General features: G+C 52.0%; 3 protein-coding genes, 1 pseudogene and 1 CRISPR repeat array. Of the genes and pseudogenes, 3 read left to right on the top strand and 1 reads right to left on the bottom strand.

What is annotated here, in order from left to right; genetic code table 11:
- Both ACJROR_RS06195 and ACJROR_RS06190 read left to right on the top strand, forming a co-directional pair.
- Positions 1-1,766, top strand: a pseudogene (locus ACJROR_RS06195) (DNA-directed RNA polymerase subunit beta'); the annotation flags it as partial.
- Between the two features lie 677 nt (positions 1,767-2,443).
- Positions 2,444-2,659, top strand: a complete 216-nt coding sequence (locus ACJROR_RS06190; protein WP_406546335.1) for a hypothetical protein — start codon at positions 2,444-2,446, stop codon at positions 2,657-2,659.
- An 816-nt stretch (positions 2,660-3,475) separates the two neighbouring features.
- Here the strand turns inward: ACJROR_RS06190 and ACJROR_RS06185 are convergent.
- Positions 3,476-3,631, bottom strand: coding sequence for a hypothetical protein (locus tag ACJROR_RS06185; RefSeq protein WP_406546334.1), 156 nt, complete (start codon positions 3,629-3,631; stop codon positions 3,476-3,478).
- Between the two features lie 79 nt (positions 3,632-3,710).
- On the opposite strand from ACJROR_RS06185, the gene ACJROR_RS06180 reads away from it, so the two are divergent.
- Positions 3,711-4,601 carry an SPFH domain-containing protein gene (locus tag ACJROR_RS06180; protein WP_406037852.1) on the top strand — a complete coding sequence of 297 codons (891 nt, stop codon included), beginning with the start codon at positions 3,711-3,713 and terminating at the stop codon, positions 4,599-4,601.
- Positions 4,602-5,768: 1,167 nt separating this feature from the next.
- Positions 5,769-6,313: direct repeats of the CRISPR family, unit length 37 nt; unit sequence AGCCGCATGGGGGGAGACCCTTTTGCGGTATTGAAAC.
- Between the last annotated feature and the right edge of the window lie 6 nt (positions 6,314-6,319).

Here is a 6,319-nt window from a genome sequence, read left to right as displayed (position 1 = left end):
ACGCCAAGTACGGCATCTGCGCCCGCTGCTACGGCCGCGACCTGGCCCGGGGCATCCTGGTGAACAAGGGCGAAGCCGTCGGCGTTATGGCCGCTCAGTCCATCGGCGAGCCGGGCACTCAGCTTACCATGCGTACCTTCCACATCGGCGGCGCGGCTTCCGCAGCTGCGGCTGACAACACCGTAGTGGTCAAGCGCGCCGGCAAGGTGATCATCAACGCCCGCACCTTCGTCAGAAAGGACGGCAAGCTGGTGGTGGTATCCCGTTCCGCGCATCTGTACGTTGACGATGAGAAGTTCGAGAGCCACAAGCTCCCTTACGGCTCCGTGCTTTATGTTAAGAACGGCGAAAAGGTGGTGAGCAACACCACCGTGGCCGAGTGGGACGCTCACGCTCATCCGACCCTGTCCGAATACCACGGCTTTGTGAAGTTCCGCGACATGGAAATCGGTGTGACCATCGACCGCAAGGAAGACGAAGGCACCGGCAACTCCTACATCGAGGTGCGGGAATCCGCCAACCGCAAGGTAGCTCCGGTGAATCCCGGCAAGCCCAAGTACAATCCGGGGGAAATGCCGACCCTTTCCGATGAGGATGTGAAGGATACCGAGAAGGTGAAGGAGTTCGAGATCCGCCTGGCGCAGTGGAAGGCCGACAAGAAGGTCTATGATGCTCAGGAAAAGAACTACCGCAACTACGTGGCTCAGATGACCGCCTACAAGGCTGTTATCGACATGCGTCCTACCATTTACCTGGTGGACGAGAACGGCCAGCCGGTGGTGGACGCCAACGGCAAGGAAGTTACCTACATGCTTCACGCCAAGTCCATTGTGCGTATCGAAGAAGATCAGGAAATCTTCCCGGGTGATGTGATCGCTTCCATTCCGCAGAAGGTTGCCGGAACCAAGGACATCACCGGCGGTCTGCCCCGCGTTGCGGATCTCTTCGAGGCCAGAAACCCGAAGGAGCCGGCCATTCTGGCAGAGTACTCCGGCGTGGTCAGCTTCGGCAAGGAAACCCGCATCAAGAAGAAGATCATCATCACTCCCACCGAGACCGGCCCTGAAGGTCAGGTTCTGGAGCCCTTCGAGATCGCCATCTCCTCCTCCCGCGATGTTAACGTCATTGACGGCGACGAGGTGAAGAAGGGCGAGCCCATCGCCGACGGTCCGGAGTCTCCGCACGATATTCTGCGTCTCCGGGGCGTTGAGGCCGTGGCCAACTACATCGTTTCGGAAGTGCAGCAGGTATACCGTCTCCAGGGCGTAAAGATCAATGACAAGCATATTGAAATGATCGCCCGCCAGATGCTGAGAAAGTGCGAGATTGTGGATCCGGGTGACTCCAAGGAGTTCATCAAGGGCGAACAGGCCGAGTACTCCTACGTCAAGAGCGTTAACGAAGAGCTTAACAGACTCCACAAGCGTCCGGTGGTCTTCAACCGCATCCTGATGGGTATTACCAAGGCCTCCCTCAATAACGAGTCCTTTATCAGCGCCGCCTCCTTCCAGGAGACCACCCGCGTGCTCACCGAAGCCGCAGTGGCCGGCAAGGTGGACGAGCTCCGCGGTCTTAAGGAAAACGTCATTGTGGGCCGTCTCATTCCGGCCGGCACCGGCTTCAGCTATCATGAGCGCCGCCGCCGTCAGGCAGAAGAGGGAAGGATCCAGGTTCGCGAGGACGGTACCGTTCCTACCGCAGCCGAGATCGCCACTGACGAGCTGGCCAAGGGCCTCAGCGAAATCGGCGACATGGCCAATGACTGATAAGGGGTAATCCCCGGAGGAAACTCCAAAGAAAAAGAGCGGTCTCAGGGCCGCTTTTTTATTGCCCCAAAATCCCCGGAATGGCGCAGGCAAGGGGGCGGGATAAGGGGAACGGAGAGCCGGACTGGGGTAATGGAGTGCCGGAATAAGGGAAACGGAGTCTTAAGGAGATAACCCAAATTCCTCAGGCCCCTGGCTCATTCCGCAGCATCAGTCCCTCCCGAAGGGCCCTGAGGCCTTGCTGTTACCGGGTTCCGGCGTGTTTCAGGCGTTAGAAATAGTATGGGGTTTCTGTCCCTGTCCCCGTCACCATACTTGTTCCGATCCTCATCCCGCATTCCCCCATAGGAATTCTCTTAAAGTCCGGAATTACCCCGGGAAATACCCGGAGTAATTACGCCATGGGTTCTCCTGCCCCGTTTCGGCAGATTTAAGATGCGCAGCTCTCCGGCCTTTCTTTTACGGTTATTCTGACTCCCTCTTCCGCTGATTCGTGCCGGTCTGTTCCAAAGATTCCTGATCCCCGGTGCCGCGGAGGATATTCTCTTTATGCTTTATCCGGAGGCGCCGCTGGGAATGCTGCCAGGCACTAAAACGATATGTGATACACATCTCTTTATTACCGGGTTAAATGTAGTTTTGTTTCGCCGGGATTTAATGGTGATTTTCAGGAAGGTTTGGCGAGAAAAGGCCGTGTTTTGGCTGAAATACGGGAAGTGTTGGGTTTGGCTCCGCAGTCCGGGGCAGCGTTTGAAATTATTTTCAGCTATCTGAAAGTATTTTCATTCAAAAATTCTGTAAAAATACTACAAAACGCTATTGCAAAGTGTGCTCAATATCACTATTATGAAAATGTGCTCAGCGAGATGAGCCAAACAGATTTCGGAGGATAACGAAATGAAAAGACTTTTTAACAGACAGGCAGAAGTCCTGAACCTGGCCCCGGTAACCAGAGCCTACTTCTTCAGCTACGTGAAGTAATCAAAGCCTCTCTCCGCCGGAATGGCAGTAACCTGAGGGGCCGGGAACCGGAATTCCCCAGAAGCCCCGAATCCGAAAAAAAAGAGGTAACCGCAATGAAAAGACTTTTTAACAGACATGCTGAAATCATGAACCTGGCCCCGGTAACCAGAGCTTACTTCTTCAGCTACGTGAAGTAATCAAAGGCTCTCTCCGCCGGAATGGCAGTAACCTGAGGGGCCGGGAACCGGAATTCCCGCAAAGCCCCGAATCCGAAAAAAAAAGAGGTAACCGCAATGAAAAGACTTTTTAACAGACATGCTGAAATCATGAACCTGGCCCCCGTAACCAAAGCCTATTTCTTCAGCTACGTGAAGTAAAGCAAAGAGACCGGGGCTCGGCCCCGGAAGCAGGATGCCGCAAGAAGGCTTAAGGGCAGAAACAAAGCAAGGCTCCTTCCCCTCGCAGAAAGGATTACGAGACGACCAAACCATAGCGCCGGGGTTTCAGGAGCTCCCCGAGAGCCTTCCCGGCGCCGGATGAACCGAGATAAATGACCGGGATTCCGGCGCTTATGTAACAAACAGATTTCCCATTCAAGTAAGTAAGGACAAAAGACCGGTATTCGCAGGAGTACCGGCTTTTTATTTTCGGAAGGAAGGAAGGAAGGGTAGAAGGGTGGGATGGAAGAAGGGGATAACGGGCAGAAGAGGGGATAACGGGCAGGAAACCTCTGGAAGCTCTTAAACTTATGTCTCCCCGTCCGGGCCGGAATCAGATCCGGCAGGGAGGTCATCTGATGCTCTTCTTTCCGTAATGCTCTTCTTCTTTACCGTAATGCTCTTCTTCTTTGCCGTAATGCTCTTCTTCTTTGCCGTAATGATCTTCTTAGCCTTTTTGAGCACAAAACATCAGGAATAATCCTGTCCCGGCAGGGGATGCGGGTATAATGATGCAGGCTTACCGGTAACAGGAATTATTATCATGAAACTGAAATTAACAATTATCTTTATTGTGATGGCCATTCTTCTTGCCATTGTCATCATAGAATCCTCCATCACCATTGTGGATGAAGGCGAAAAGGGTGTGGTCACCACCTTCGGCGAGGTATCCGGCACTGTGGATCCGGGGCTTAATTTTGTGCTGCCCTTTGCCCAGAGAAATCATATCTACAGCACCCGGGTGCAGAAGACGGTATTCGGCGCCGGGAAGGATGTGCTTTCAGCATACTCCTATGATCAGCAGATCATTGAATCCTACCGCATCTCCATTACCTGGCAGTACAACGCCGCCAAGATCATCGATGTCTATAAGCACTTCGGCAAGAACGACGACATTTTCTACACCGTGGTTTCTCCCATGGTGCAGCAGAGCTCCAAGATCCTCTTCGGCCACTACACCTCTCAGACCATTGTGCAGAAGCGCAGCGATTTGAGTCAGGAGCTGGATCACAACATCAAGGAGCTTCTGGCCAACTACCCCATCAATGTGCTCTCCGTGCAGATCGAGGATGTGAACTTTTCCAGAGCTTATGAGACCATAATCGAGCAGACTGCCCAGAAGAAGCAGGAGGTGGAAAAGGCCAAGAACGAGCTTCAGAAGGTGGAAATCGAATCCCAGCAGCTGGTAGCCAAGGCTGAAAGCGAAAGCAAGGCCCGCAAGCTGGAGGCCGAGGCCCGGGCCTACGCCATTCAGGTGCAGGCTGAAGCCGAAGCCAACGCCATCAAGCTCAAGGCCGAAGCTCTGAAGGCCAACAAGGAGCTCGTGGATCTCACCATTGCCGAAAAGTGGAACGGCAGCGTGCCCCACACCATTATGGGCGCCGACGCTTCCAAGGTAGTGCCTATCTTCAGGGTGAATCCGGACAAGAATTAAAGGCCGGAAGCGATAAAAGGAGCCGAGGCCCCGGAAAATCTGCCCCAGGCGATGCCGGGGATCTGAGGGGGGATAACAAGGAAAAAAGAGAATAGGACGAAACAGCAGAAAGACAGGCTGATGTAACCAGAAAACTCCCGACGCGGCCTTTGAAGAACTCCTGAATCCGCATGATAAGCCGTATCCCGTTTTCCCGGGGTGCGGCTTTGTGTTTTTGGGGACAATCTGCGGTACTCCGGGAGTTTTTCTTTCATGGCGTATGTCAGGGATCTAACGGCCATACCTTGGGTGATTTTTAAAGAGTTCCTCCGTCACATCAGCTTTTCTGCCACAAAAGCCCATCAGGAAGCGAAGGGAGGTAATTCCAATTCCTCGATTTGCCTGGCACGGCAAGCTTGGGCACGGCGTGTTTGCTTGGAGGCGGCTAAATCGGAAATGGGAAAGGCCTGGCAAGGCTAATGGAATAATGCCGGAAGACATCTGGGTGAAGGTCAAAGCGGAAGCAAAATCGGCAAATGAGCCTGCCATGAGGTAATGACGAGATGCGGTTTCAAGGCAAATTCCGGGTGAAACCGGATTTGCGTCACCTTGCGGGAATCGGAACCGGCAGGGTTATGGCATGAAGCGGAGGTTGTCTGATAGTATTTTAGTTAGAGGTTACGGAAAGCGCTCGTTTTTTTGAAGCTGGAAATTATGGAAAGGACGGGTTTTACAGGCTTGCCGTGGCTGTCAATTGCAAGAAAAAAGCGAAATCACCTTGTAAATCAAGAATAAGAAATTGCAACTATAGTAAGTATATACCACAAAAACGGCTGTTATTAAGAGAAGCAATTGGTTACATACGTCTATACAACGCGGGAAAACATGGTGCATCGTAAATAATTTTACGGATTATGTCGCTACTCTTAAACATTTGTTCATAAAACATTTCAAATTATGAACTTTCCGAGAAACAGTACAAACAGAAATTCACCTCATTTTTTGTCATTACTTCTAAAACGTGATCTGCTTCTCGCAACATAAGGAAAATGTGCATTTTTACTAGGAATTTTTTTCGTGGTGGCCCTATAATTTTATGTAAGAGAGAGCTAACGGGAACACCGTCAAAGAGTAATGTTTTTTTGACACCCGTTGAGGCCTTGTTATATGGTACTCCGTGAATGGAGCTGCCGCATGGGGGGAGACCCTTTTGCGGTATTGAAACATACTAGTTTATCACCCGTGGTAAGATTGTCATCAAGCCGCATGGGGGGAGACCCTTTTGCGGTATTGAAACACGTGAAGCCAGTATGTCATCTATCGAGAAGCTGTAGCCGCATGGGGGGAGACCCTTTTGCGGTATTGAAACTTGCAGACAATGATTCAACAGCATATTCTTCAATGTCGCCGCATGGGGGGAGACCCTTTTGCGGTATTGAAACTCCTCATCGCGATAATAGGTCTTGAGCCGCTCTCTCGCCGCATGGGGGGAGACCCTTTTGCGGTATTGAAACCTGTAAGGAGCAGCGTACATGCAACGCACTTTGGTCTGCCGCATGGGGGGAGACCCTTTTGCGGTATTGAAACCACTAAGCACATTGCTAGATATAACTGGTCTAAGTAGCCGCATGGGGGGAGACCCTTTTGCGGTATTGAAACTATTGTACTTCGTTAAACACACAAGTCTACCATTATCAGCCGCATGGGGGGAGACCCTTTTGCGGTATTGAAACGTGAAA

It is taken from the genome of Succinimonas sp. (assembly GCF_045225735.1).
Taxonomy (GTDB): Bacteria; Pseudomonadota; Gammaproteobacteria; order Enterobacterales; family Succinivibrionaceae; genus Succinimonas.
This window is presented reverse-complemented; position numbering and strand designations above follow the sequence as displayed.

Coding starts and splice junctions, on each gene's coding strand:
- ACJROR_RS06180 (WP_406037852.1), top strand. CDS start 3,711: ATGAAACTGAAATTAACAATTATCTTTATTGTGATGGCCATTCTTCTT.